This is a genomic window from Paenibacillus ferrarius (genome assembly GCF_002027705.1).
Taxonomy (GTDB): Bacteria; Bacillota; Bacilli; order Paenibacillales; family NBRC-103111; genus Paenibacillus_E; species Paenibacillus_E ferrarius.
In genome coordinates, this window is the sequence record NZ_MBTG01000012.1 from 305,282 (window position 1) to 329,202 (window position 23,921).

Sequence of the window (23,921 nt, forward strand, 5' to 3'; positions counted from 1 at the left end):
TTTGACACTATTTTTAAAAATGAAAATATTTCAAATTCGTGAACATAATGCGATTCTGAGCGAAGAAATTGCAAAAGATAGGTCTTGACATTTGCTTTTTCAATTTCAGGGAGAAGTTTTGCTCTGGGAAGCGGCATTGAGATGATAAATTTGCTCTTCTAGGACGATGTTTGCTTTACCTAAAAAGTTCGTGATGAGGGCAAGCTCTTCATCTGTATAGGAGGAAGCAAGTTCAAGCATTGCGGTGTGAAGAGAGTGGTACGTATGGCTAACTTCCGCTTTATGCTCATACTCAGGGACAATAATTACTTTGCGACGGTCATGGGGATCGTTCTGCCTGCGAACATAACCGATTTTTTCAAGGCGATCTATTAAAGCCGTTGTGCTTCCCGTAGCAAGCCCGGTTAATTTGGATAGTTCTCCCGCGGTGATGGGGCCTTTCTCGCGAAGAATATCCACGGATAAGTAGTCTTGATTGTATAACCCAAGAGTGCTGGCTACGCCTTGCTGGTATAAGACCGTTCGGGTTCCGAGACCACGCATATAGGAGATGAACTGTTCTTTGGGATCTGTAATTGAAGCTTGTTGAAGTCTTGACAAATGACAAACCTCCTTTTATGATGTTGATATCTTGATTATCGAGATATTTGATGAACGAGATATTATTGGAATTCATTTTATATGATCCATGACGATTTTGCAAAAGATTTTGATTGCTGCAGCTTGAAACAAATAGCGATTTCACAGTGAGGGGGATTTATGTGAACGACACCATTTTTATTGTTGGCGCACGGGAAAATAACCTGAAAAATATTTCACTTTCGATTCCAAAGTATAAGTTGGTTGTGCTAACTGGTCCGTCAGGATCGGGCAAATCGACGCTGGCTATGGATACGCTTCAGCGGGAATGTCAGAGACAATATTTGGACTCCATGGGCTTGACGTCCGATTCCATTCGTAAGCCCAAGGTGGAGTCCATTGAAGGCTTGTCTCCGTCCATCAGTGTTGGGCAGCATATTACGAATCGCAATCCGCGTTCAACGGTGGGGACCGTGACAGACATCTACACCTTTGTACGGTTTATCTTCGCAAGATTGGGAGAGCGGATATGTCCTTCTTGCAGCGGCAGCATACCGCCGTCTTTTGAGCCTGCCGGTCTATTGGCAGACGAAGACGAGGGAATGGATCATAAGACGGTAGACTGTCCGCATTGCGGAGATGAGCTTGAGAAGCTGGGCATGTCACACTTTTCTTTCAATAAGCCCGAGGGGGCTTGTGAAGCGTGCAGCGGTCTTGGTCATGTGGCAAGCATTAATGAAGCGGCTGTTTTCAATTCGGAACTCAGCTTGCGCGGCGGCGGAGTAGCTTCGCTGAATGGCGTTCACCGCGATATTCAGATGCGGATTCTGGTTGCGGCCGGCAAGCATTACGGCTTTGACTTTGACCTGGATCTGCCACTGAAAGATTACAATGAGGTTCAGCGTGATATCCTATATTACGGTGTCGAGAGCGAGGCGTTTAAGCGTCATTATCCGAATGTGAAGCCAGTCCAAGGGACTAAGTTTGAGGGTGTGATTCCCGGCTTGTGGCGCCGTTACAAGGAGAAAGAAGGGGAGTCCGCCGGTCAAGAAAAAGAGGATGGCTTTTTTCATGAACAGCTGTGTCCCGAATGCCGCGGCGCTCTTTTGAACAAAGAAGCTCGTCTTGTTCGAGTTGCTGATGCTTCGATTACCGATGTGTCGGAATGGTCGCTTGGCGAAGTATTCGAGTGGACGCAAGACTTGAAGGCGGCGTTGCCCGCTGAAGCGCAGCATCTGTTGGAGCCGATCCTTTATGATATGCCCACGCGTTTGCAGAGGATTATAGATGTTGGCCTTGGTTATCTTTCGATGAATCGGCAGACAGTAACCCTCTCCGGGGGCGAAGCCCAACGGCTGAGACTCGCCTCGCTGCTTGGTTCAGGCCTTACCGGAGTGCTGTATATCCTGGATGAACCCACAACGGGACTGCATCCGCGGGATACAGTAGGACTCATTCGGGTGCTTCAGCAGCTTCGTGATCTAGGCAATACGGTGCTCGTTATTGAACATGATATTGAAATGATGCGGGCTGCAGATCATATCATAGATATAGGTCCAGGCGCCGGATTGCACGGTGGAACGGTAGTTGGCGAAGGCAGAGTGGAAGACTTGATGGCCAGTGAGCTTTCGGTTACCGGGGCCTATCTAAGAGCAGAGAGTCTCCCGACCGTCAAGCGCACCCGTAGGAAAGGGAATGGCCAATCCATCACGATACGTGAAGCACATGCTCGTAATATAGATATTCCGTCCGTTTCCTTTCCACTTGGCCGATTAGTATCTGTAACAGGGGTTTCGGGCTCTGGCAAATCTACGCTGGTATTCGATATTCTTGCGCAGGGAAATTCCAAAGAAAAAGCACCGACAGGCTGCAAGGAAATTACGGGCTTGGAGCATGTCGGAAATATTGTGATCTTCGATCAATCTCCAATGGGCAGAGTTCAACGTTCAAATGTTGCAACCTATACCGACGTATTTACCCAAATACGTGCTTTGTACGCAGGTTTGCCAGAAGCGAAGGCAAGAAAACTGACAACCAAGCATTTCTCATTCAATACGCCAGGCGGCCGTTGCGAGACTTGCCAGGGGCTTGGCGTGCTTTCCGTCGACATGAATTTCTTGCCTGATCTCGAAGTGAAGTGCCACGATTGCAAGGGTAAAAGATTTACTGATGAGGTTTTGCAGATTCAGTACAAAGGTTACTCGATCTCCGATATACTGAACATGTCCATACAAGAAAGCTTGCCAATCCTCATGACAGAAGCCAAAATGGCTGGCATCATCGAAATGCTGTGCGAGGTTGGACTTGGCTATCTTCAATGGGGGCAATCGGTCAAAACCGTATCAGGCGGCGAGGGACAACGAATCAGGCTGGCGAAAGAGCTAAGCAAGCCGTCCAGAAATCATACGCTATACCTGTTGGATGAGCCCACAACCGGCTTGCATCCGACTGACATCTTAAGGCTGCAAGTTTTACTGGATAAGCTGGTGGATACAGGAAATACCGTTGTTGTTGTAGAACATAGTTTGGAGCTGATCAGAGAATCCGATTGGGTCATTGATATCGGACCAGATGGAGGCGCAGCCGGCGGAAAGCTTGTAGCCGAGGGCACACCAGAGCAAGTCGCCGAAGTAGCCGCTTCTTACACGGGGATGTTTTTAAAACGGATACTGGCTGAGGGGCTCTAACACAGTTGGGATTGATTTCGTTCGTAAGGAATGAGTGTTGATCTAGTGAGAAATAGTAATGGATATGGCAGATGGATATGGTGGAGGGAAGAAGTGATGATGGCAAAAGGAAATAAAATGAGCGTTATCTTAGCAGGCTTGCTGCTGGCAATTCTGATGGCTTCGATGGATAACACGATCGTAGCCACCGCAATTGGTACAATTGTCGGAGAGTTGGGTGGTTTTGACAAATTAATGTGGGTAACTTCTGCTTATCTGGTAGCAGAGATGGCCGGTATGCCGATTTTCGGTAAATTATCGGATATGTATGGCCGCAAAAGGTTCTTCGTTTTTGGTCTTATTGTATTTATGATCGGGTCGGCCTTATGCGGTACGGCTCAAACGATTATACAGCTTAGTATTTATCGCGCTATTCAAGGGATTGGCGGCGGGGCGCTTATGCCAATCGCATTTACGATCATGTTTGATGTTGTTCCTCCGGATAAACGCGGCAAACTAGGTGGACTATTCGGCGCTGTATTTGGTCTCTCCAGTATTTTTGGGCCGCTTCTGGGTGCATATTTGACAGATTATATTAACTGGTCTTGGATTTTCTATATCAACTTGCCTTTGGGATTACTGGCATTCATTCTGATCGCCTTCTTTTACAAAGAGTCTGTTGAGCATTCCAAGCAAAAAATTGATTACCTTGGCGCTTTTACGCTCGTAGCTTCAATCGTTTGCCTCATGTTCGCTCTTGAGCTTGGCGGCAAGCAATATGCTTGGAATTCCGGCGTGATTATTGGGTTGTTTGCTGCTTTTGTGGTGCTTGTCATTGGTTTTGTGTTCGTCGAGCGTCGTGCACAAGAACCGATCATAACCTTTGGCATGTTTAAGAATCGTCTCTATACCACGAGCAATATCATGGCTATGTTCAGCAGCGCAGCGTTCATTACGGCCTCCATCTACATTCCAATCTTCATCCAAGGCGTTCTTGGCGGGTCAGCAACAAATTCAGGACTTGTGCTGCTTCCGATGATGCTTGGATCCGTGGTTACTGCCGCGGGTGGAGGCGCCATGCTGACGAAGTTCAAATATCGTTCGATCATGATTCCAACATTGGCGCTGCTAGTCATCGGTATAGCGCTGCTCACCACATTAACGACAGGCTCTACACGCTTCATCGTTACGATCTTCATGATTCTAATTGGTTTGGGAATAGGCTCATCGTTCTCTGTTCTAAGCAACGCAGCGATACATGGCTTCTCGGCAAGGCAGCGCGGCTCTGCAAGCTCTACACTTAACTTCTTGCGGTCCATGGGGATGACGCTGGGTATTACCGTATTCGGTATTATTCAAAGCCACACTTTTACAAGTAAATTGTCATCAGCGTTCGGCGGCGGGCAGATGCCTCAAGGTTTCGATCTAAGCGATCCACGTAAAATTCTGACTCCCGAAACACGGGACAAAATTCCTGCGCAAATTCTTGATAAGATCACAGAGGCGCTTTCTTCATCTATCGTTCATACCTTTGCATGGGCGATTATCCCAGCTGCCGTTGCTCTGCTTGCGGCATTGTTCATGAGCAGAGAAAAATTAGACCCGGCTGCCCAGATGGAAGAATACTCGGCCGGCCATTAAGAAGCAAAGGAAGTCCCGCAGCTCAAGCGGGGCTTTTTCTTATTTCACAATACCGCATTCCCATTGCATTTACATAAAATACACACTTCTTTTAACCTTCTGAACATCCCTACAGACTATAATGTGTCATATAAAAGTAGAATGCTCAAGGAGAATGCACACATGCTGTACAAAGAAAAAATCAGAAGTCTATTGAGCGGCTGGAAAATGCTGCTTTTTGTTCTTATCTCCTATAGCGTGCTGTTTCTAATCGCTTTTCAAGGGTTGATTATCAGCAAACAATCCACGACGACGATTCAAAAGCAATACAATCAAATCATATTTGATAAAATGGACTCCCTTTCCGTCAATCTTATTAACTATTTGAATTATATTGATGATTTTGCCCGCACGTTATCGGTAAAGACCGATTTGACGCGTAGAATTCAAGACAACCATGATGTTCCCAAAGACGTAATCGAAGGTTATTTGAGCTACTTCCGGCTGCGCCTTCCTTTATATATTCAAATTCTTACGGATCAAAACCGCGTGTTTGCCTATCCGCCAATTGATCAAGAAGAAGAGGAGCGGTTCAAATCCACAATGACCTCATTCCCTTGGTACGGGACTCGGTTGTATCTGGACAACAGCTTCATTCGCTCCGACGTAGCCCCCGATTTTCATTACAGCTCTTTTCCTCAAGCCTTATATGTCAGTAAAAATATGACCCAGGACGACCATTCGCTTGGAACGCTCACGATTAAAATGAATGGGTCCGCGATCGAAACGCTGCTGGATACGGTAAGAATTAACCCTTTGAATGCTGTTTTTATCTTGTCGCCGGAAGGGAAAGTGCTTTTTGCCAATTCCCAGCCTTCTTCAGAGGTTTCTGCCTATCTCCAAGCCATGGACAGCAAACAGCTGGATGAGTTGATTGGGAAAAATGGGAATGCCGCAGGCTCGGGCAAATTAAAAATTGCTGGTCAGGACTGTTATTTTATTTACAAGCAGATTCCTTCGACAACATGGGAGGTGCTGTCCATTATTCCTATGGAGTCGCTGCATGCGGAGAGCATTAGTGTGTGGCAGACGACAGCCATTACGACGGCGTTCTCCGTGCTGCTTATCCTTACATTTGGCTATATTCTTTATACGAAACTGCTGCTCCCACTACAGCGAATGTCACGAATTGTGCGAACAGCGGGAGAGGGCGAGTCCCCGGAGAGGTTTGTTTATAAGGGGTTTAAGGAACTTGAGACGTTGCATGCTGGCATTTATCGGTTCTTCGAGCAAATTCAGCAGCAGATTCAAACGCTTAAAGAGGTAGAGAGCGAGAAGCGAAGATTAGAATTACATGTGCTGCAGGAGCAAATGCGGCCGCATTTCTGGCACAACTCGCTGAACGCACTGCGTTTCATGGCTGTTCTTCATGGAAACGCAACGATGGCTGACGCGATTCTTGCACTAACCCGCATGCTGGATTACACGTTGAAAAACTCAAACACGCTGTTCAGCAAAGTTGAGGAGGAGAAGGAGTATGCCTTGCAATATATCCGGTTTCAGGAAATTCGCTCTATGAAGCGGATCGACCTGAATTTGGAGATGGACGAGCAAGTGCTGCATGCACGCATCCCCAAGTTCACACTCCAACCTTTGCTCGAAAATGCGATTACCCACGGCTTCTGCACGCCATTTGACCGTAAACCGTGGCTTAACCTGCGCATCCATGCGTGTGATGAGGGACTTCGTATTTGGATCGAAGATAACGGAAATGGCATTGAGCCGGCAACACTGCAGACGCTGCTGGAACCGAAGGAGCCAGATAGGGATGGGATGGGGCCTACTTCGGGCATCAGTCTGCGTAATTTGCAGCAGAGAATTTCATTGGAATATGGCGGCGCCTATGGCATTCAAGTGCATAGTCGACTTGGCGAAGGTACGCAAATTGAAATCATATTGCCGTTGGTCATTATTGAAGAGAAAGCAGGTGGCTATCATGAAGGTCATGATTGTTGAGGATGAAGTATTAGTACGTCTGGGTTTAAAAAAGGCAGTCCCTTGGTCAACGCTGGGCATGGAGCTAGTCTGTGAGGCCAGCGATGGCTCGGAGGCATACGAAATGTTCGTAAGGCATCTACCTGATATCGTGCTGGTGGACATTGAGCTGCCCAAAATGGACGGCTTGCGGTTTATTCAATTTGCCAAAAAACACCGGGAAGATACCAAATTTATCATTTTAACCTGTCAACAGGATATCAAATATGCACGAAGCGCTATTCAACTGCAAGTGACTGATTTCTTATTGAAATCGACGCTGGATATGAAGGAGTTATGCGATATATTGCAAAATATTTCCGTCGAATTGCTGCTCAAGCGACATGCAGGCAGCGAATCCGATTCGGCAGATGTGGGCAAAGCACAGCGCAAAAAAAGATTCCTCCAAAGCTGGCTCGATGGGGTGCTGCCTAAATCCCAGCCCGAGCGATCAGACGTGCAGCTCCAAGAATTTGCTTCGCTTCTTCAGGCTGCAAACTATCAATCGTGGGTGATTCAACCTGAACGGCATACGCCCGCGATGGGGGTCTGGCCGAGCAGTGACACGGACCTGGAGCAGTTGGCTATCCAGCACTTGGGAAGCCGTTATTTAGGCGCAGTCGAGGATGCAGCCAAATGCAAGCTGCACCTGATCATAGCAGGCAATCCTCCTGCAAGTGAAGCTCAACGGTGGAAGGAAGCGATGCAGGATAGGCTGGGCATCACGATCACCATTGCGATCAGTTCCACTTTTGACGATCCGTATGATTGGCGTGTTTATGCTCTTCAGGCAGCCGAGCTTCTTCAGCTTGATTTCTATCATCACAGTGGCGGCATCGTTAGAGAGAGCGACCGATTGATTCGCGATACACTCACAGAGCCTATTCAAAAGATGAAGAAAGACATCTACGAGCGAATTGGAGCCCTTCAGTTTGCTGACATCAATCCGCAATTTGAAGCACTTTGCAAGGCGCTCATTGAGCCGCCATTTCTACATCCGCATATTGTCAAAAATATGATGACAGAAATGCTCTTCCGTCTATGGTCAGCCTGCGAAGAAATTACGACCGCTTCCATATCAACGAATCATCAGCTAGTGGACCGGATCTATGCGGCCAGCCGGCTGGAAGAACTGTCAGAGCTGATGCTGGAAGAAGTACACAGTGCGGAGAAGGCTGTGGCGGATTGTTATGCACAAGATGACAAGTCGAAGCTCATTCTATTAATCAAGCAGTATATCAAGTCCAACATGCACAGAGAATTCTCCCTTCAGGATATAGCGGACACGTTTCATATGAATAATTCGCATTTGAGCCGCATGTTCAAAGAAGTGACAGATTCAAGCTTCACCGATTATGTCCTCTATGAGAAGACAGAGGCTGCTATGGCGCTGATGAAGAGCGGTTTGCCGCTTACGCTAATTTCCGAGAAGCTTGGCTATCAAAATTTGAGCTCGTTTACCCGCATGTTCAAAAAAGTAAGAGGTGTTTCTCCGTCGCGTTACCAGGATTAGCTGATAAATGTTTGGCAAAAAATGATAAGTCTGTGGGTCAAAGCGCGAAGTGTTTTACGTGCGCTTTAACTAAGCGATACAATTCCTCGTCATCAAGTCTCCGATTCACAAGTAGATAAATAATCAGTCAAAGCCGGTCATGTCCATCTACCATAACAGCTTCTATACTAAACGAGAAGGGTGCAATCAAGCCTATGTAAAAGAAAAAGGAGAGAACCAAACCATGCAAAAGCACTTGAAATGGCTGCTGCTGCCAACTGTCGGGATGACACTTCTAGCAGGCTGCGGTCAACCGAGTACCAAAGGCACAACAGCTAGTCCCAATCCTTCTTCATCAGCTTCTTCTGCATCAACAACACCAGCTGAGAGCGCCAAGGCGACGAATGAGCCGGTGGAACTGACCTTCTATTACCCAGTTAACGTAGGTGGTCCGGTCATGAAGGTGATCGACGGAATGACGAACAAATTCATGGAGTCTCATCCGAACATCAAAGTGAAGCCTGTTTATACCGGCAACTATGGAGACAACACAATCAAAATCCAGTCTGGCATTCAAGCGAAGCAGCCGCCGGATGTGGCTGTCATGATGTCAACGGAGCTATATTCCATGCTGGACTCTAATGCTATTATTCCGTTGGATGATTTCATTGCGAAAGATCCCAGCATCAATATCAAGGATTTCTACCCTGCGTTTGTTGAAGATACGCAAACAGGCGGCAAAACCTACAGCATTCCGTTCCAACGCAGTACCATCGTTTTGTACTATAACAAAGAAATGTTCAAAGAAGCCGGACTCGACCCAGAGAAGCCGCCGAAAACTTGGGATGATCTGATCGAATACGCCAAGAAGCTGAAGAGAGACGGACATGCAGGCTTGGAAATTCCGGGTAATGATGATTCCTACTGGATGCTTCAACTATTCGCGCTTCAGAATCACACGGACCCTAAAGTAAACTTGATGTCTTCGGACGGTAAAAAAGTGATGTTCGACCAGCCTGAGAACGTAGAAGCACTTCAATTCTGGTTGGACCTTTCGCGCAAGCATAAGGTTATGGCAGAAGGCATTATTGATTGGGCTACAGTACCAACGGACTTCATCCAAGGCAAAACAGCGATGATGGTACATACAAGCGGAAATCTCACCAATGTGAAAAATAATGCAAAATTCGATTTCGGTGTCGCTTTCCCGCCAATGAAGAAACAATTTGGTTCACCAACTGGCGGCGGCAACATGTATATCTTCAAAGACACGGAGCCGAAGAAACAAGCGGCCGCATGGGAATTCGTCAAATTCATGACAGAACCGGAGCAAGCTGCACAGTTTAGTGTAGGAACGGGTTATGTCGGTGTTCGCAAATCGGCTTTTGATACCGAAACGATGAAGAAATACGCAGCGAGCTTCCCGCAGGCGCTCGTAGCTCGCGATCAGCTTGAATATGCCCACGCAGAATTGTCTACGCATAATCACGGTAAAGTATCGACAGCATTGACGAATCAGATTCAAGCTGTGCTGTCTGGAACCATTGATCCAGCAGGAGCATTGAAGAAAGCACAAGAAGAAGCCGAACGCGCTCTTGCACCTTTCAATAAGTAAATAACGAAGGTTTGCCAATAAGGCAGTCATCGGGCTTGCGAGCTTGCTCGCTTGTCCGGTGGGGCTTTATTCACAGAAGGAGAATTATCCTATGAATTCCATTTGGAGTGAACGGCTGAAGCGGAACAGCTGGGGTTGGGGATTGCTGCTGCCCTCGCTGCTTATCCTCGGTGTATTCACCTACTATCCGATCTTGAAGACGATATGGCTAAGTTTGTTCCGGTTGGACTTGGCGACGCCTGTTCCTGTTTTTAACGGGTTTGGCAACTATGCCGGATTGCTGGAAGATCCCGTGTTCGTGAAAGTGTTCATCAACAATGTCTGGTTTGCTCTTGGAACGGTGCCCACTTCGATGGCACTTGCCTTTGTTATGGCCTTATTCGCCGATAAAGCCATCCGTGGCAAGGGATTTATCAGAGTTGCCTATTTTTATCCGAATATGATCCCTATGATTGCCGTAGCAAATATTTGGCTATTCTTATACACGCCTAAATTTGGCTTGCTTGCACACGCAGCCTCCTGGTTCAGCCAACAAGAGGTAAGCCTACTGGGCCAACCCAAAACGGTAATGGCCGCGCTGATCGTCATGATCATCTGGAAGGAAGCAGGCTATTTCATGATTTTCTATTTAGCCGCCTTGCAGCAAATTCCCAAGGATTTGTATGAGTCAGCTTCTGTCGATGGCGTTGGCATGTGGAAAGTGCTTGGACGCATCACGATCCCGCTAACGATGCCAACAACACTTTTCGTGGCCGTCGTGGCCGTGACGAATGCCTTCAAGCTGGTCGATCACTTATGGATCATGACCAAAGGAGGACCTGACAACGCCAGCAGTCTGCTCCTTTATTATATCTATGAAACGGCGTTTAGCTACTACGACCAAGGCATGGGTGCGGCGATGACGATGGTGCTTGTCGTTCTTCTGCTGATCGTATCCTCACTGCAATTTTTTGGGTGGGATCGCAAAATTCATTATGACTAAGCTGGTTCTGAACACAGCCTGAATAGGAGGGATGGCATGAATCAAATTGAGGTGCAGCTTGGGCATCAAGTTGTAAAAAGCCGCAAGCGAATCCTGCTTGGAATGCAATTCCCTTCAAGCATTAGCCGCTTAGTGGCACAGTCGCTATGGCATGCTTGTATGTATCTACTTGGCTTGTTATGGCTCATTCCAATGGTGTGGGTGGTGTGGACAGCCTTCCGCCCGAAGGAGGCTGCGCTAGGCTTCCATTTCACATGGGAATGGACATTGGACAATTTCATTACGGTATGGCAGGGAGCTCCGTTTGGCCATTATTATCTGAATACGATTATCCTTACTGGCAGTGTGCTGTGCGTACAGCTGTTCAGTTTAACGCTGGCTGCCTATGCCTTCGCGAGAGTCCGGTTTGCAGGTCGAGATGTCGTATTTATGCTCTTCTTGGTGCAGATTATGGTACCGCCAGATGTGCTTATTTTCTCCAATTATCACGTGCTCAAAGAGCTCGGCCTCCTGGATACGAAACTGGGTGTTGTGCTTCCTTATTTCGCCTCTTCATTTGGGATCTTTTTGCTTCGTCAAGCCTTCAAGCAGCTGCCATATGAGCTGGAGGAAGCAGCTCGTGTAGAAGGATGTTCACGTTTGGGGCTGCTGTGGCGCATCTACGTACCGTTGTCTAAGCCCGTTTACTTATCCTTCGCTGTAGTTTCCTTCAGCTATCACTGGAATAATTTCTTGTGGCCGCTCATTGTGACCAATTCTGTGGAAAATCGCCCGCTTACGGTTGGTTTGGCGCTATTCGCCAAATCCACGGAGTCCGGCGGCCAGTGGACGGAAGTATGCGCCGCTACACTACTGGTCGTAGCGCCGATTTTTATTGGCTTTCTATTTTTTCAACGACAATTTATTTCCAGTTTCATGCATTCAGGTATTAAAGGGTAGAGGATCGGAGGGTTTTGGTGATGAAAATTGCGATGATCGGAGATTTGCATTATCCGTCCATGGTCATTAACCGCCCTGAGGTGGTGAAAGCACGCGACGCTTTTTTTGAACATGTCTTATCTGCATTTTTCGAGACGGAAGCGGATTATCATATCTCTATTGGAGATTTGACCAATGTTGGAGAGTTTGCAGAATTCGATTATATTTTCAGTAAAGTCAACAGCTATGGGAGCCGTGTTCGATTCATTCATATTATGGGCAATCATGATACTTACACACATGCTAAGGCGGATGTCCTAGCGGCAACGGGAAGAGAGCCCTATGGCCTGATTGAGACAGACGAAGCAACAATCGTCATGCTGGATACGGCGCGTGAAACCGTGACAGATTGGAGCGGGTTTATGGAGGATGATCAGCTGGCATGGCTGGAAGCCGCTCTGCGGCATCATTCCGATAAACCAATGCTCGTATTCGCCCATCATCCGATTTATGGGACAACGGCTAGATCCAAAGAAGCGATGATGTCGCTGCACGAGACAGTTGAATTGCGGCAAATTCTAAACAAGCATACCGGAATTGGCTTTTATTTCAACGGCCATAATCATACCAATTCGATTGTCAATGAGCGCAACTGGTATTTCGTCCAGACGGCCGCGATGCTGGATATTCCTGCGTTCCGTCTAATTACGGTGGAGAGTGGACATGTTAGCGTAGAACTGATCAGGCTGGAGGACGAAAGTGTGCTCCAATGGGCGTATTTCTTAAGCCGGCATATGCCTTATTTCGAGCCCTTTCCGTCTGCGGAGGGAGATGAGTTCTCAACCCGCGTTTCCGCTCATTTCCATTCCTCGTTTGGAGGGAGCAAGGGATGATAACTTCGCCGCTGCGCCTTGCAATCGTCGGAGGCAATCGTGGAGGGCGGTTGGAGCGAGCCCTTCAAGTACTAGCTTCAGAAATCCAATTGACAGCGATTTGTGATGTGAACGAAGATGTCTTATCGGCGTGGAAGCTTCAATATCCAGGTGTTGCGACGTATCGCGACTATCAGCATATGCTTCAAGACGAGCGCATTGAGGCTATTTACATCGCCAGTCCGATGCCCTTCCATGCGCGGCAATCTGTAGAGGCTTTGCTGGCGGGGAAGCATGTGCTTAGCGAAGTTCCTGCGATTCAGACATTGGATGAAGCTTGGGAACTAGTGGAGACCGCTCAGCGAACAGGTCTTTGCTACATGATGGCCGAAAATTACTGCTTTTCCCGCTCGGTTTTAACCGTTGGTCATTTAATCAATCTAGGATGCTTAGGCGAAATTACGTATATGGAAGGCGGGTATCTTCACGATTGTCGTCATCTCACTGCGCAAGCGGACGGCTCGCTTACATGGCGGGGGCAGCTGAACCGCGATTTCAACGGCATGAATTATCCAACGCATTCCCTTGGCCCGCTCGCACATTGGTTGGGAACGAATAAGCCGGATGGAGATCAGCTGAAATGTTTGACGGCTTTCAATTCGCCTTCAAGATCTCTTCGAAATTATTTCCATGAGCAGTTTGGCAGCCAGCATCCTGCCGCGCAGCAAGGCTACTGGCAACAAGGGGATTCATCGGTGGTGATTGTCCAGTCAGAGCGCGGGGTCCTAATCACGTTGCGGGTAGACTGGACATCTGCTAGACCTCCCAATCCGACTCATTATATCGTGCAGGGAACAGCAGGAGCGTATGCATCCGGCCGTCATGAACGGGAAGAGGATTGGATTTGGCTGGCTAACTTGTCTCCCAAAGAACATGATGACCGAACGGACCAGTGGGAGCCGTTGAGCCGTTACCAGCCTCAGTTCGATCACCCGCTCTGGCAGGAGTGGGGCCATGAGGCCGCTAATTTCCGACATGGCGGGGGTGACTTTCTCGTCTTCGTGGAATTTGCTGCCGCTATTAGGGAGCAGCGGGCTCCAAAAGTCGATGTGTACGATGCGGCGACATGGAGCTCTGTGTTTGCACTTTCGATGGAGTCGGTGGCAGCAGGCGGGAAAACAATGTTTTTTCCGAATTTCAAGGCGAAAAAGCGAGGAGATGCTTGAATGCAAGCAACACCTTCGAAACTAGTTATGGAGAAAGCAAGTTTAGACGCACTGCCAGCGATCGAGCTTCCGCCAGGCTATAGTCTCCGCCATTTCCGCTCAGGCGACGAAGCAGTCTGGGAGCATATTATTGCGCGTTCTTTTGCAAGAAACGTTCCATTTGAGGCCAAAATTGGCGGATTTCCTTATTTTCAAGAAGAGCGCGTGCAGTTTATTTGTCTAGGGAACGAGCCTGTGGCTACGGCAACAGCATGGGAATCCGAAGAATCAGGCGATGACAGAGGGTATTTGCATATGGTGGGAGCGCTCCCCGAGTATACTGGCCTAGGTCTTGGCTATGCAGCAACCCTCGCTGCTCTGTACCGAATGAGAAGTGAAGGTCGAAGCCGCGCGATTCTCGAAACGGACGATTTCCGGCTGGCGGCAATTAAAGTCTACTGGCAGCTCGGATTTCGGCCCATCTACCTTGATGAGAGTCATGAGATGAGGTGGACACCCATCCTGAAGCTCATTGGCGTCCATTGAATGATCTGAAAATAGGTGATCAATTTGAAGCTTCCTATCATTTCTAGCGAAAAGTTGGGCTGGGACAACGTACGTTTCTTCTATTGGCAAAGCGTTCCTGCCCATTTCATGGACATGGATGAAGCGAATGCAGAGGCTGACTGCAAGCAAGTCGTGACGATATACGGCTGCTCCGATGGTACGCCTGAAAGCGGCGAGCTTCATATATGTCCACACGGTTACCCGTCTAGGTTGATACAGCACGGTTTCTCACTCTTCATCATCCAGATTGTTCCTTCCTTCCTCGATACCATTGCCTATGAGTCGGGGTACGGTCAAATAGGGGCTGTTGAAATCAAGCACAAAGCCTATGTGCAGGATGCGAAGCTCTGGCAGCTCGGCAGCTGGATGCTGGAGGAGGTCAGAAATGGGGGTGTCCATGGCACCCTGTATCGCGATTCTTTAGCTACAATGACAGTTCTCCATTTGCTCCAGCATTATGCTTTGATGGCTCCGCTCGATAATGCTCCTAACCGATCGACGCATCAACAAATAGCAGAAGTCATCCAGTACATGCGCGAGCATCTGGATTCAGATCTCGAACTGACGGAATTAGCTTCGGTAGCTAATGTAAGTTCGCCTCATTTGATCCGTCTGTTCAAAAAGCAAACCGGATATACGCCTCATCAATATTTTATCCGGTTGCGGGTGGAGCGCTCCAAGGTGCTGCTCCAATATGGCAAAGAGAGCTTGAAAGCTATTGCCATTCAGGCCGGGTTTGCCGATCAAGGCCATTTCACAAGGCTGTTTAAGCGATTGACTGGCATAACGCCCATGCAGTATGCGAATGAGCTCATCTCTAGGCGATGAGAGCGGGGGGGATTGGCTCGTTGTGTGAGCTAATTAGGTGGTAGAAGGGGATGAACGAACTGTTCTGCTCCTTCTATATCGTGTTGGCTTCCTGATTATCCTTCGAGCGATGTACAAGGATCAACCCATGCGCGCGGATCTTGGGCGCGGGTTGTGTCGCCACCACATGGAGGCTGTTAAACCCGACTGAGAAAACCTGCGAAAGTGCAGGAATTTACGAGTAAAAGGACTGAAAAAGCTAGAAAACCTGCGATTATGCAGGCTTTTTTAGCTTTTTCTTCTTTTAAACATGAAATGGTTCATAAAAGATGCATTATCGCAGGAATTCAGTGTCAGAGGGCTAAACCAGCAAGAAAAAGATGCATTATCGCAGGTATTTCTGAAATGATCAACTAGTCGGTGAATTTGAAATGATTCGGCGGGTAGCGCCTGAAAGCAATTGGGTCACAGGTACAGTTGCAGCTACAGTGACTAGATAAAGAAACATGTGCAGAACCAGAACCAGAACCAGAATCAGAACCAGAAACAGAAACAGAAACAGAAACAGAAACAGAAACAGAAACAGAAACAGAAACAGAAACAGAAACATATTCATATTCATATTCAGTCACAACTACAGCTACAGCCAGCTACAGTCACAACTACAGCTATATAGCCACAGCCATAACTACAACTACAGCCATAACTATAACTATAACTACAGCTACAGTTACAGCCAGCTACTGTCGCTATAGCCACAGCTAGAGCTAGAGCTAGAGCTAGAGCTAGAGCTAGAGCTACAGCTACAACGACAACGACAACGACAACGACAACTACAACTACAACTACAACTACAACTACAACCAAACAGCTTAGGCAGCCGATCAATCCAAGCATTCAATGGGTTTTAAAAACATTCCTCTTTATGACACCCTTACTATGCGCCTTTAAAAAAGCTACACAAATGGCGACGTTTTTGTTCAATGAATTACGCGTTTTGTTCAATAAGGAATGCTGGAAAAGAATTAAGCTATAGAAGAGTTAAGTTTACAATTCTAAGGAGGAATGAATGATGAAATTGGTAAAGAAAATCTCGATGTTGGCGGCAACTACTCTGCTCTTAGGCTCACTCGCGAGTGTTGCATCGGCTGCGTCCTGGCACCAAGTATCCAATCAAACGTATTGGCTGCTCGATGCATTGGAACGTGGACAAGGTGTTACCTCTGATGGGACAGGCTGGATCTTCAATTCGAATACTGGTTTACTTCGCACAAGCATTGACGGCAAAACGGTTCAAGCTCGCAACGCTTTGGCTATTCCTACGGCAATCTCCAATCAAGGCGGCAATCACATTGGCGATATTAGCTATTACAATGGTAAAATCTATGCACCGATTGAAGACGGTTCAAACTATCAGCATCCTTTCATTGCCCTCTTTGACGCACAAACGCTTCAATACACAGGGACTTCCTACGCACTTCCGTTGAACTTGCATCCAGGCGGTGTCCCTTGGGTCGCGGTTGACGCTCAACGCGGTCAAGTGTACACAGCTCAATGGAGCAATGCCAGCAATTTAAATGTGTTTAGCCTTGATGATATGCATTTCATCAAAACTGTTCCTTTGACTCAAAGTATTGATCGTATCCAGGGAGCAGAAGTGTACAACGGTCAGCTATATGCTTCTACGGACAACGGCACGCAATCTGTCTATACGATTGATCCAGACAATGGCAGCGTAGCGCTTGCATTCAACCGCAACTTGTCCAGCGGTACGGAAGCACAAGGCATTGCGGTACTGCCAACTTCGAATGGCGCAGCGCTGCATATTCTTGATGTAGGCTCCAACCGTATCAGTGTCAACTTCCGCCACTATGCGGAATAAGGCCAAATAGGCTGCATGTTGATTAAGAATGAATGATGGCTTAACAGTGAAAAAGGACGGTATCCCGAAGTCTTTCGACTTTTGGGATATCGTCCTTTTATGTAGGCAGCTCAGGTTGTAGCTTTTTTGTTTCTCGACGTGTTGAGGTGTTCAATCTGCTCTTCTAAGACTGTGCTTGCTTTCCCTAAGAATTGGGTGATGAGCTCAAGCTCTTCCGCTGAATAGGTGGAAGCTAACTTCATCATTGCTGTGTGAAGCGGGAGGTACGTATTGCTGACTTCCTCTTTTTGCTCATACACAGGGACAATGATCACTTTGCGTCGGTCTTTCGGGTCATTTTGCCTGCGAACGTATCCGATTTTCTCAAGTCGATCAATTAATGCGGTCACGCTGCCCGTAGCAAGTCCGGTTAATTTGGACAGCTCCCCGGCCGTAATTGGACCTTTCTCGTGCAGGATATCCACCGAAATGAAATCATGATTGTACAGACCGAGAGAGGCGGCGACACTTTCCTGGTACAACACAGTACGGGTTCCTAGACCGCGCATGAACGAGACAAAATGCTCCTTGGGATCTGAAGTTGGATCTTGTTGATGGCTAGACAGAAGACAAACCTCCTTGAATAATACCTCGGGTGGTAATTTATATGTTTACGAGCCGCGTAAGGCATCGCTTTGGTTGCAGTCATTGTAAGAATGATATGGGTAAAGCATAACACAAAGCCTAATAAGATGTACAACGAATGGAGTAGTGATAGGCTCCCGTGACATGCAAAAAAGCAGCACAAGGATAGCCCTTATGCTGCTTCATCCTGCCAGTTAATTGGGTATTTACCAAGCAAATGCGACTGAAATGAATTCCAAAAGGATAAAGAGAACCAATTTATTCAAAAATTTATTAAATGTCTGGACTCAGCTTATTTTGAGCAGGGAAAAGGATGCATGAAGCGGCGGTTATTTGGTGGTGCCGCTGGTCAATATGTGCTGCAAGCCGCGCTTAGCTGCCCGTACATATTGAAACCAAAAATTGCGTAAAATAAACTTGGTAACTCATTTTCGATATAAACGAACACAGTTCTTTACGAACAGTGTTCGTTGTGGTATAAATAGAGCAAGTCATTTCAAATCTAATTCCGAAGGTGGTTATCATGATGACAAACGCAAAAGCAAAAAAAGAACAAGGCATCGCAATCGTAGGGGCAGGTCCTGGAGGTCTGACATTGGCGCGGATTTTGCAGCAGCATGGGGTGAAAACAGTTGTCTATGAACGCGAAACATCCCCCGATAGCCGCAAGCAAGGCGGGTCATTGGATATCCATCACGATTCTGGGCAAAAGGCGCTAAGAGAAGCAGGTTTAATTGATCAATTCGAGACACTCGCTCGATATGAAGGGCAAGAATTCCGACTTATGGATAAAACCGGCAAAGTCTATTTGGACGAGGGAGCTGAGTCAAGTGAAGGAGATCGTCCAGAAATCGATCGCGGCACTCTGCGTGAACTGCTTTTAAGCTCAATCGACCCTGCATTCATCCACTGGGGACACAATTTAATCAAGGCGATTCCGCTGGATAATGGCCAGCATGAACTTCATTTTGAGAATGGACATGTGGATACCGTTGATCTTGTTGTGGCGGCAGATGGCGCTTTCTCCCGCATACGTCCGCTTCTTACGGATTCAGTGCCTGCATATAGCGGTCTGAGCATGGTTGAAATGTATATTGAAAATGCTGCTATCGCTCATCCAGAGATCATCGCTCTCAATAGTCGCGGGAAAATGTTTGCCCTTGCCGATCATAAAGGAATATTAGGTCAGCTGAATGGAGACGGCCGCATCTGTGTTTATTTGTCTTTTGAAATTGAAAAAGAGTGGTTGGACACTTGTGGCATACCGTTTGATCAGACTGAGGCGGCTAAACAGCAGCTGCTGGAACATTTTGCGGATTGGGATGAATCATTAAAGAATTATATCCGTTATGCGGATGGTCCCCTGCTTCCAAGACGTATCTATATGCTGCCTGTCGGTCTCCAATGGACGCATAAACCGGGTGTCACATTAATCGGGGATGCCGCGCATCTCATGTCTCCATTTGCCGGAGAAGGCGTGAACTTAGCAATGTTGGACGCTGCGGAGCTAGCATTATCTATCATTCAACATGATGATGTCAACCAGGCTATTGAAGCTTACGAGAAAAAAATGTACGTCTATTCATCCCAATCCGCAGGGGAATCCGAAGCGAATCTTAAGCTGATCTTCTCCGATGATGCCGCGGCTAAATTGAAGGATCTGATGAACCAGTATCAGGCACATTTTAATGAAACATCGAACCAGTGATTTACTAATTCTTGCTAGCATGATATAAGGGAATTATGAATAATCCAACTCGAACCATTATTAGTCGTCGTTCGCGGCCTGCCAAGGAACCGCTAAGCAAAGATATCATTGTGAAGACCGCCCTGGAATTATTGAAGAGCGAAGGCTCTTCTGGGCTGAGCATGCGTAAAATCGCCAAAGCTTTGGATACCGGCCCCTCATCACTATACGTATATGTCACCAATCATCAGGAATTAAGCGCTTTTGTATTGGACGCGGGTATGGAGAGTGTCGTGTTATCGAATGAGGAAGGAGTATCCTGGGAGATTAGACTTTATGAGACCCTACACTCTTATCTAACTGTTCTTATGGAATTCCCAGGTGTCGCGGGACTTGCGCTGAACACGATACCAATCGGTCCCCATTCCCTAGCGCTGACGGAGTATATTCTTGAACGTTTGCATGAAGCCGGAATTCACTCAACTTCCGCGGCGTGGGGGCTAGATCTATTAATGCTCTATGCTTCTTCCGTTGCCTTTGAACAAGCTTCACGTGCTGAGAATGGAACAACACTTCAGGCTATCTCAGCTTCTTACCGATCGCTTAACGATAAGCAATATCCGATGATAGCGAGTTTGCAATCGGAGTTGATTACTTCCGATGGAGAAGAACGCTTCCGTTGGGGGCTCGAAGCGATCCTTCAAGGGATTTTACAAAGGCAAAGTAAATTCGGGATATAAGTCGGAAAGAAGGGCAGACGAGGAAGCGGGCATTTCTCAGTGGAAATTGATTCTCAATCCGCTTCCTGGCAGAGGTGTTTACCAATGAAAACGATTGGCCTATTAGGTGGCATGAGCTGGGAGTCCTCCTTGCTTTATTACCAAATCATCAATCAGCGGGTAAAAGAGAAATTAGGCGGGCACCATTCTGCCAAAAGTCTGATGTATTCGGTAGATTTCCACGAGATCAAGACGCTTCAACAGGAAGGGAAATGGGATGAAGCCACCAGCATAATGATTGATTCTGCTCAAAAGCTGGCATCTGGCGGCTCAGATTTCATTGTCATCTGCACAAATACGATGCACAAAATGGCAAAAGAAGTAGAAGAAGCGGTATCGATACCCTTGCTTCATATCGCTGATGCTACAGCAACTGAGATTGTTCAAAGTGGAATCCAAAAAGTCGCATTGCTCGGCACCGCTTTTACGATGGAACAGGATTTCTACAAAGGCAGACTTATGGATAAATTTGGACTTACGGTTATCGTTCCGAACGAAGCAGCAAGGAAGACAGTCCATGATGTTATCTACGAGGAACTTTGTCTTGGGATTCAAAAAGAAAGTTCTAAACAGTCCTTTTTAGCGATTATTCAAAGTCTTGTCGAGGATGGAGCAGAAGCCGTTATCCTTGGCTGCACTGAAATCACCCTTTTAATCTCTCAACAGGATTGCCGCGTGCCGCTATTCGATACAACGCGAATCCATGCTGAATATGCCGTGGATTTTGCGCTAAGAACAGACAATTGTATTTGATCCTGCACAACTTAGATTCGCAGCTTGGAGCTGTGGATCTTTTTTACCTTTAAAAGCCGTTTCTCATAAGACTGATGAAAGGATACTTACTATGACAATTACATATCGAAAATTAAGCGAGCTTTCCATTGAGGACATTGTCCGCATTTGGAACTTAGGATTTGAAGGTTATTTTATACGGATGGAAATGACGATTGATGTATTAATGACAAGGACAGTGAATGAGGGGATATCTTTAGAAAATTCGCTTGTCATTATGGTCGATGGGGAGCCGGCAGGGTTCGTTATGAATGGATTTCGCGATATAGCCGGAAAGAAACTGGCATGGAATGGAGGGACAGGTATTGCCCCAGCCTTCAGAGGGAAGGGGATTGGTAAAGCGCTCATGGCCAGAAATTTAGAGCTGTATCGCGAGCAAGGGGTGGGAATTGCAACACTCGAAGCATTAGTTCAGAATGAACCGGCGATTCGATTATATCAACAAGCAGGATATGAAATTTCGGATCATTTGCTTCTTTTGCAGCACTCGGGATCCATGACTGATACGATTTTGGCGCAAACTCATGCACACCCTTTCACCATTTCGAGAGAATTGGCTCGTGATGCAGCCGGGCTGGATTTTTCTCGTGGAATATCGGCTTGGCAAACACAGTGGCCCAGTATCAAAGATGGTGAATCTTTAATTATTAAACAAGGGAGCCAGCCGGTAGGCTACGCCTTGTTTAAGCGTAGTTTTGATAAAGAGGGCAACATGTCCGCGATTACGCTCTATCAATGTGAAGCGCATCCTGAGCGGGAAGATGCTGAGCAGATTTACAAAGCTGCACTTAGTGAACTGTTTGCGCCGCTAGATTATGTTGGCAAACGGACAACACTCAACCTTCGCAAATCGAATCTGCTGCTGATAGAGATGATGGAGAAACTGGGTTTCACAACTAATTTTGAACAAGTGCTGATGATACGAAATATGCAGGATGCGTGAGCTGGGGATTTGAACTTAGCGCGGGGATGATGTACTGGAGAGGTTGTTTCACAAGTAGAAGCTAGTGTTCTATAAGTAGAAAGTTAGTAGAAAGCTAGTAGAAAGCTACTTGAGGTTAGCCTCTTTTTTGTGCTTTGGTGGGGGGCTCGGTTGGGACTCATACTTTGCAAATTCCTGCGATTATGCATCTCTTTGTTCTTCGGATGGCCAGAAACATAAAATTCCTGCGATAATGCATGCTTTTATGGTCTTTTTTGGATTTTAAGATGGAAAAGCTTAGAAAGCCTGCATAATTGCAGGCTTTCTTGCTTTTCACGCGATTTCGAGGAAAAAGCCTGTACTTTTGCAGGCTTTGGGTAGTGTGAGCCATATGGATTGCTTATTGGATACACAAGATTTGGTAATCAATTGAATTTACTAACGTGAAAATGGTGGAAACATCTGAGCTTAAATAATCGATCCGATTAAAGGTTTAGTGGGAGGTGTTAAAAGCTAGGTCACAATACCCAGATTAACCGTCATAGCCAGAAATGGCTAGGAGCCTTGACAAAGTAATAGAGAGCACAATCCACGCGGAGAAGCTATACCTAGGGCGCGTCAGATTTTTTTGTAGGTGATACGGATACCTTACATGCTCATTTAATATGATTAATTAAACTATATAAAAATACTAGTCCGCCTCTGTATAATCTCAAGTTTTGGTGTGGTGTTGCGCGGCCAAGTGGAGTTTTATTGACGAATCAACATACAACAAAAAAGGAATTACTGTACCGATAAATTATGAATATGCCATAAACACCAATTCGACATCGGCTCTATGAAATTCCAGTATATGGTATAATTAGATGAAAGTATCTGTGTGTTGGAACAACTTTTACCGCAACTAAGGTAACACTGGAATTCCGATTCATATCATTTGGGGAGGAGATTATCAAGTGCTTCAAATAATTCTTCAAAAAGTTCTTAGTGCACTAGATGATGTTTTATTCGTAGACTTTGACACCTTCTTTTAATGAACTTCAAATTAGTTCATTGAGTTTTATCATGAAGTGAAATTACTTTAAGGTATAGAAAGGTCGGATATTTTGATAATTCCAGATAAAATAAAAAAAATGATTGAAGAAAATAGAAAGAAAATGAAAGAACTCAAGCCCGAGGAACGGTTTATTAGGTTTTACGAAACAAATAAGCCATATGGTTGTTTTTCGAACTTTGCAAAGTATCCGATAATGCTAAATAACAAAGAGTGGGTAACTACAGAGCACTATGTTCAAGCCCAAAAATTTGTAGGAACTAAATATGAGGAAGAGGTTCGACTCGCTAGCACGCCTTTGGACGCTTTAAGATTAGGGCAGTATAGAAATAAACATCTTCGCAAAGATTGGGAAAATTGCAAGGTTCAAATCATGCAAGAAGCACTAACTGCTAAAGTTGAACAACATCCCTGTATAAAATCGATCCTTCTGTCTACAGGAGATTGTACAATTGTTGAACATACGACCAATGATGCCTACTGGGGAGACGGTGGTAACGGTCAAGGTCAAAACATGCTAGGAAAATTGCTAATGGAAATAAGAAACAGCTTAGAAGGATATGTGCCTGAATTTTTCCTTCCCCAATGGATTGCTTTTCCCGATATTCATCCGTTCAGCATTGGCTGGAGAATGGGAGCAGGTGAAGATTATTTAATGTACTTATGGGAATGGAGAATAAAACAGTCGCCAGAAGCTTTAAAAGAATATGATGAATACTTTACACCGCCAGGAGAGTGGGCTGAGGCTAGCAGAGTTAGAGAGGCACTAAAAAATAGAATTCAAGATAGAAATAACAATTGATACATAACTGGTCTGGCGTTAG

Annotated in this window: 20 protein-coding genes; 17 read left to right on the plus strand and 3 right to left on the minus strand. The window is 46.4% G+C overall.

Annotation, left to right across the window (positions count from 1 at the left end; genetic code table 11):
• Positions 1-105: 105 nt before the first annotated feature.
• Positions 106-543: a MarR family winged helix-turn-helix transcriptional regulator gene (locus BC351_RS14700; RefSeq protein WP_144028411.1), complete on the minus strand. Its 438-nt coding sequence runs from the start codon at positions 541-543 to the stop codon at positions 106-108.
• Between the two features lie 218 nt (positions 544-761).
• Here BC351_RS14700 and uvrA point away from each other — a divergent pair, with 218 nt between their 5' ends.
• The 11 genes from uvrA to BC351_RS14755 all read left to right on the plus strand — a co-directional run bounded on the left by uvrA (position 762) and on the right by BC351_RS14755 (position 15,378).
• Positions 762-3,266 (plus strand): excinuclease ABC subunit UvrA, encoded by a 2,505-nt coding sequence (gene uvrA, locus BC351_RS14705; protein WP_079413237.1) that lies wholly within the window; start codon positions 762-764, stop codon positions 3,264-3,266.
• A 96-nt stretch (positions 3,267-3,362) separates the two neighbouring features.
• On the plus strand, positions 3,363-4,886 hold the full coding sequence (locus tag BC351_RS14710; protein WP_425270923.1) for an MFS transporter: 1,524 nt from the start codon (positions 3,363-3,365) through the stop codon (positions 4,884-4,886).
• A gap of 162 nt (positions 4,887-5,048) precedes the next feature.
• Positions 5,049-6,881, plus strand: a complete 1,833-nt coding sequence (locus BC351_RS14715; RefSeq protein ID WP_158082092.1) for a sensor histidine kinase — start codon at positions 5,049-5,051, stop codon at positions 6,879-6,881.
• Entirely contained in the window at positions 6,862-8,412 is a 1,551-nt protein-coding gene (locus BC351_RS14720) for a response regulator transcription factor (protein ID WP_158082093.1), read from the plus strand. The genes BC351_RS14715 and BC351_RS14720 overlap by 20 nt, the downstream gene beginning before the upstream one ends.
• Before the next feature lie 223 nt (positions 8,413-8,635).
• Complete coding sequence (locus tag BC351_RS14725) at positions 8,636-10,006, plus strand: ABC transporter substrate-binding protein (RefSeq protein WP_079413243.1); 1,371 nt, start codon at positions 8,636-8,638, stop codon at positions 10,004-10,006.
• A gap of 91 nt (positions 10,007-10,097) precedes the next feature.
• Entirely contained in the window at positions 10,098-10,988 is an 891-nt protein-coding gene (locus BC351_RS14730) for a carbohydrate ABC transporter permease (protein WP_079413245.1), read from the plus strand.
• A gap of 159 nt (positions 10,989-11,147) precedes the next feature.
• Entirely contained in the window at positions 11,148-11,927 is a 780-nt protein-coding gene (locus BC351_RS14735) for a carbohydrate ABC transporter permease (protein WP_244209016.1), read from the plus strand.
• Positions 11,928-11,947: 20 nt separating this feature from the next.
• Positions 11,948-12,799, plus strand: a complete 852-nt coding sequence (locus BC351_RS14740; protein WP_079413247.1) for a metallophosphoesterase family protein — start codon at positions 11,948-11,950, stop codon at positions 12,797-12,799.
• Positions 12,796-14,004, plus strand: a complete 1,209-nt coding sequence (locus tag BC351_RS14745) for a Gfo/Idh/MocA family protein (protein WP_079413249.1) — start codon at positions 12,796-12,798, stop codon at positions 14,002-14,004. Before BC351_RS14740 ends, BC351_RS14745 begins: the two co-directional genes overlap by 4 nt.
• Positions 14,005-14,529 carry a GNAT family N-acetyltransferase gene (locus BC351_RS14750; protein ID WP_079413251.1) on the plus strand — a complete coding sequence of 175 codons (525 nt, stop codon included), beginning with the start codon at positions 14,005-14,007 and terminating at the stop codon, positions 14,527-14,529.
• Between the two features lie 24 nt (positions 14,530-14,553).
• Positions 14,554-15,378 (plus strand): AraC family transcriptional regulator, encoded by an 825-nt coding sequence (locus tag BC351_RS14755; protein WP_079413252.1) that lies wholly within the window; start codon positions 14,554-14,556, stop codon positions 15,376-15,378.
• 388 nt (positions 15,379-15,766) lie between these two features.
• Here the strand turns inward: BC351_RS14755 and BC351_RS41585 are convergent, their stop codons facing one another.
• Positions 15,767-15,979: a hypothetical protein gene (locus BC351_RS41585; protein ID WP_144028397.1), complete on the minus strand. Its 213-nt coding sequence runs from the start codon at positions 15,977-15,979 to the stop codon at positions 15,767-15,769.
• A 447-nt stretch (positions 15,980-16,426) separates the two neighbouring features.
• Here BC351_RS41585 and BC351_RS14765 point away from each other — a divergent pair, with 447 nt between their 5' ends.
• Positions 16,427-17,239, plus strand: a complete 813-nt coding sequence (locus BC351_RS14765) for a hypothetical protein (RefSeq protein ID WP_144028398.1) — start codon at positions 16,427-16,429, stop codon at positions 17,237-17,239.
• A 110-nt stretch (positions 17,240-17,349) separates the two neighbouring features.
• On the opposite strand, the gene BC351_RS14770 is transcribed toward BC351_RS14765, so the two are convergent.
• Positions 17,350-17,787, minus strand: a complete 438-nt coding sequence (locus BC351_RS14770; protein ID WP_167388024.1) for a MarR family winged helix-turn-helix transcriptional regulator — start codon at positions 17,785-17,787, stop codon at positions 17,350-17,352.
• Positions 17,788-18,389: 602 nt separating this feature from the next.
• Here BC351_RS14770 and BC351_RS14775 point away from each other — a divergent pair.
• The 5 genes from BC351_RS14775 (at position 18,390) to BC351_RS14795 (ending at position 23,899) form a co-directional block, all read left to right on the plus strand.
• On the plus strand, positions 18,390-19,571 hold the full coding sequence (locus BC351_RS14775; protein ID WP_079413260.1) for an FAD-dependent oxidoreductase: 1,182 nt from the start codon (positions 18,390-18,392) through the stop codon (positions 19,569-19,571).
• Between the two features lie 35 nt (positions 19,572-19,606).
• Positions 19,607-20,290: a TetR/AcrR family transcriptional regulator gene (locus tag BC351_RS14780; protein WP_079413262.1), complete on the plus strand. Its 684-nt coding sequence runs from the start codon at positions 19,607-19,609 to the stop codon at positions 20,288-20,290.
• Positions 20,291-20,374: 84 nt separating this feature from the next.
• Entirely contained in the window at positions 20,375-21,082 is a 708-nt protein-coding gene (locus BC351_RS14785) for an aspartate/glutamate racemase family protein (protein ID WP_079413263.1), read from the plus strand.
• A 91-nt stretch (positions 21,083-21,173) separates the two neighbouring features.
• Complete coding sequence (locus tag BC351_RS14790) at positions 21,174-22,064, plus strand: GNAT family N-acetyltransferase (protein WP_079413265.1); 891 nt, start codon at positions 21,174-21,176, stop codon at positions 22,062-22,064.
• Positions 22,065-23,149: 1,085 nt separating this feature from the next.
• Positions 23,150-23,899 carry an NADAR family protein gene (locus BC351_RS14795; RefSeq protein ID WP_244208998.1) on the plus strand — a complete coding sequence of 250 codons (750 nt, stop codon included), beginning with the start codon at positions 23,150-23,152 and terminating at the stop codon, positions 23,897-23,899.
• The last annotated feature ends 22 nt before the right edge of the window (positions 23,900-23,921 follow it).

Bases quoted from the DNA above. Each gene is read 5' to 3' on its own strand.
- BC351_RS14765 (WP_144028398.1), top strand. From the start codon at position 16,427: ATGATGAAATTGGTAAAGAAAATCTCGATGTTGGCGGCAACTACTCTG.
- BC351_RS14780 (WP_079413262.1), top strand. From the start codon at position 19,607: ATGAATAATCCAACTCGAACCATTATTAGTCGTCGTTCGCGGCCTGCC.
- BC351_RS14785 (WP_079413263.1), top strand. From the start codon at position 20,375: ATGAAAACGATTGGCCTATTAGGTGGCATGAGCTGGGAGTCCTCCTTG.
- BC351_RS14790 (WP_079413265.1), top strand. From the start codon at position 21,174: ATGACAATTACATATCGAAAATTAAGCGAGCTTTCCATTGAGGACATT.
- BC351_RS14730 (WP_079413245.1), top strand. From the start codon at position 10,098: ATGAATTCCATTTGGAGTGAACGGCTGAAGCGGAACAGCTGGGGTTGG.
- BC351_RS14700 (WP_144028411.1), bottom strand. From the start codon at position 543: ATGCGTGGTCTCGGAACCCGAACGGTCTTATACCAGCAAGGCGTAGCC.
- BC351_RS14710 (WP_425270923.1), top strand. From the start codon at position 3,363: ATGATGGCAAAAGGAAATAAAATGAGCGTTATCTTAGCAGGCTTGCTG.
- BC351_RS14720 (WP_158082093.1), top strand. From the start codon at position 6,862: ATGAAGGTCATGATTGTTGAGGATGAAGTATTAGTACGTCTGGGTTTA.
- BC351_RS14775 (WP_079413260.1), top strand. From the start codon at position 18,390: ATGACAAACGCAAAAGCAAAAAAAGAACAAGGCATCGCAATCGTAGGG.
- BC351_RS14750 (WP_079413251.1), top strand. From the start codon at position 14,005: ATGCAAGCAACACCTTCGAAACTAGTTATGGAGAAAGCAAGTTTAGAC.
- BC351_RS14725 (WP_079413243.1), top strand. From the start codon at position 8,636: ATGCAAAAGCACTTGAAATGGCTGCTGCTGCCAACTGTCGGGATGACA.
- BC351_RS14735 (WP_244209016.1), top strand. From the start codon at position 11,148: ATGTATCTACTTGGCTTGTTATGGCTCATTCCAATGGTGTGGGTGGTG.
- BC351_RS14770 (WP_167388024.1), bottom strand. From the start codon at position 17,787: ATGCGCGGTCTAGGAACCCGTACTGTGTTGTACCAGGAAAGTGTCGCC.
- BC351_RS41585 (WP_144028397.1), bottom strand. From the start codon at position 15,979: ATGAATATGAATATGTTTCTGTTTCTGTTTCTGTTTCTGTTTCTGTTT.
- BC351_RS14715 (WP_158082092.1), top strand. From the start codon at position 5,049: ATGCTGTACAAAGAAAAAATCAGAAGTCTATTGAGCGGCTGGAAAATG.
- BC351_RS14740 (WP_079413247.1), top strand. From the start codon at position 11,948: ATGAAAATTGCGATGATCGGAGATTTGCATTATCCGTCCATGGTCATT.
- BC351_RS14745 (WP_079413249.1), top strand. From the start codon at position 12,796: ATGATAACTTCGCCGCTGCGCCTTGCAATCGTCGGAGGCAATCGTGGA.